Source organism: Streptomyces minutiscleroticus (assembly GCF_014650875.1).
Classification (GTDB): Bacteria; Actinomycetota; Actinomycetes; order Streptomycetales; family Streptomycetaceae; genus Streptomyces; species Streptomyces minutiscleroticus.
The window spans coordinates 1-1,315 of the sequence record NZ_BMVU01000200.1; the positions used below are offsets into that span (position 1 = coordinate 1).

The 1,315-nt window shown below is 67.5% G+C and carries 1 protein-coding gene; it reads left to right on the forward strand.

Annotated features, from left to right (window positions below):
• The first annotated feature begins 66 nt into the window (after positions 1-66).
• A protein-coding gene (locus IE271_RS40975) for an IS3 family transposase (RefSeq protein WP_190195487.1) occupies positions 67-1,283 on the forward strand; the annotation gives its coding sequence in 2 pieces (ribosomal slippage) (positions 67-319 and positions 319-1,283; 1,218 coding nt in all).
• Positions 1,284-1,315: the final 32 nt, after the last annotated feature.

Sequence of the window (1,315 nt, forward strand, 5' to 3'; positions counted from 1 at the left end):
TGAGGCTGATCCCTTGGAGTGGACACCCTGACAATGGATCTTGATGGTCCAGGAAGGGATGTCCAGGTGGGACGCCAGTCTCCGTACCCGGAGGAGTTCCGGAGGGACGCCGTCGCGTTGTATCGCGCGGGCGGCGGCAAGCGCACGTACGCGGCCGTGGCCGCCGAGCTCGGGATCACCGGAGAGACACTGCGCACATGGGTCCGTAAGGACACCGGGGCGAACGGGTCGGCTGTCCGGGGCGGAAGCGGCCCGGAGAGTCAGGCTGATGAGCTGGCCCGGCTGCGGGCCGAGAACGCCAGGCTGCTGAGGGCTGAGAAGGAGTGGCAGTTGGAGCGCGAGATCCTGCGCCGGGCGGCCGCGTATTTTGCCAGGGAGGTGAAGTGAGGACCCGCCGCTGGGACTTCATCTCCGACCACCGCGCCGACTTCGGCGTCAAGCGGCTGTGCCGGGTCCTGGGGGTCTCCCGCTCCGGCTACTACCGGCACCAGGCCACCGAAGAAGACCGCGTCGAACGCCAGGCCCGCGAGGCGGCCACAGTCGCCCAGATCCGTGCCATTCACGCCGAGCACCGAGGTGCTTACGGCGCCCCGCGCGTCCACGCCGAGCCGAGGGCCCGGGGACGGAAGATCAACCGCAAACGCGTGACACGGCTGATGCGCGTCCACCGCATCATCGGGCGCCACCTGCGCCGCACCAGGCGAACGACGATCGCGGACAAGACGGCCCCGCCGGCCCCGGACCTGATGATGCGCGACTTCACCGCCGACACGCTGAACACGAAGTGGTGCGGTGACATCACCTACATACCTGTCGGTTCGACGTGGCTGTATCTGGCCACGGTGATCGACATCTGCTCGCGCCGGGTCGTGGGCTGGTCGATCGCCGACCACATGCGTGCGTCCTTGGTCACCGACGCCATCGAGATGGCCGTGGCCGCCCGCGGCGGCCAGGTGAACGGCGTCATCTTCCACACGGACAGGGGCGCCCAATACGTGAGCCGGGCCTTCGCCGATGTCTGCCGGCGGCACGGCATCCGTCGCAGCATGGAACGCGTCGGGTCCAGTTATGACAATGCCCTCGCCGAGTCGTTCTTCCAGGGCCTCAAGCGGGAGCTGCTGCACGGACGGCGCTGGACGTCGAAGGTGCAGGCCCGCCTGGAACTGTTCCGCTGGATGTCGTACTACAACCGACGCCGTCGGCACTCCGCACTCGGCTACCTCACACCGGTTGAGTTCGAACAGCGTCTGATCTCATCACGTACTCTGTCGCTCGCCGCATGAAACCCGGTGTCCACTCCCGGGGATCAACCTCA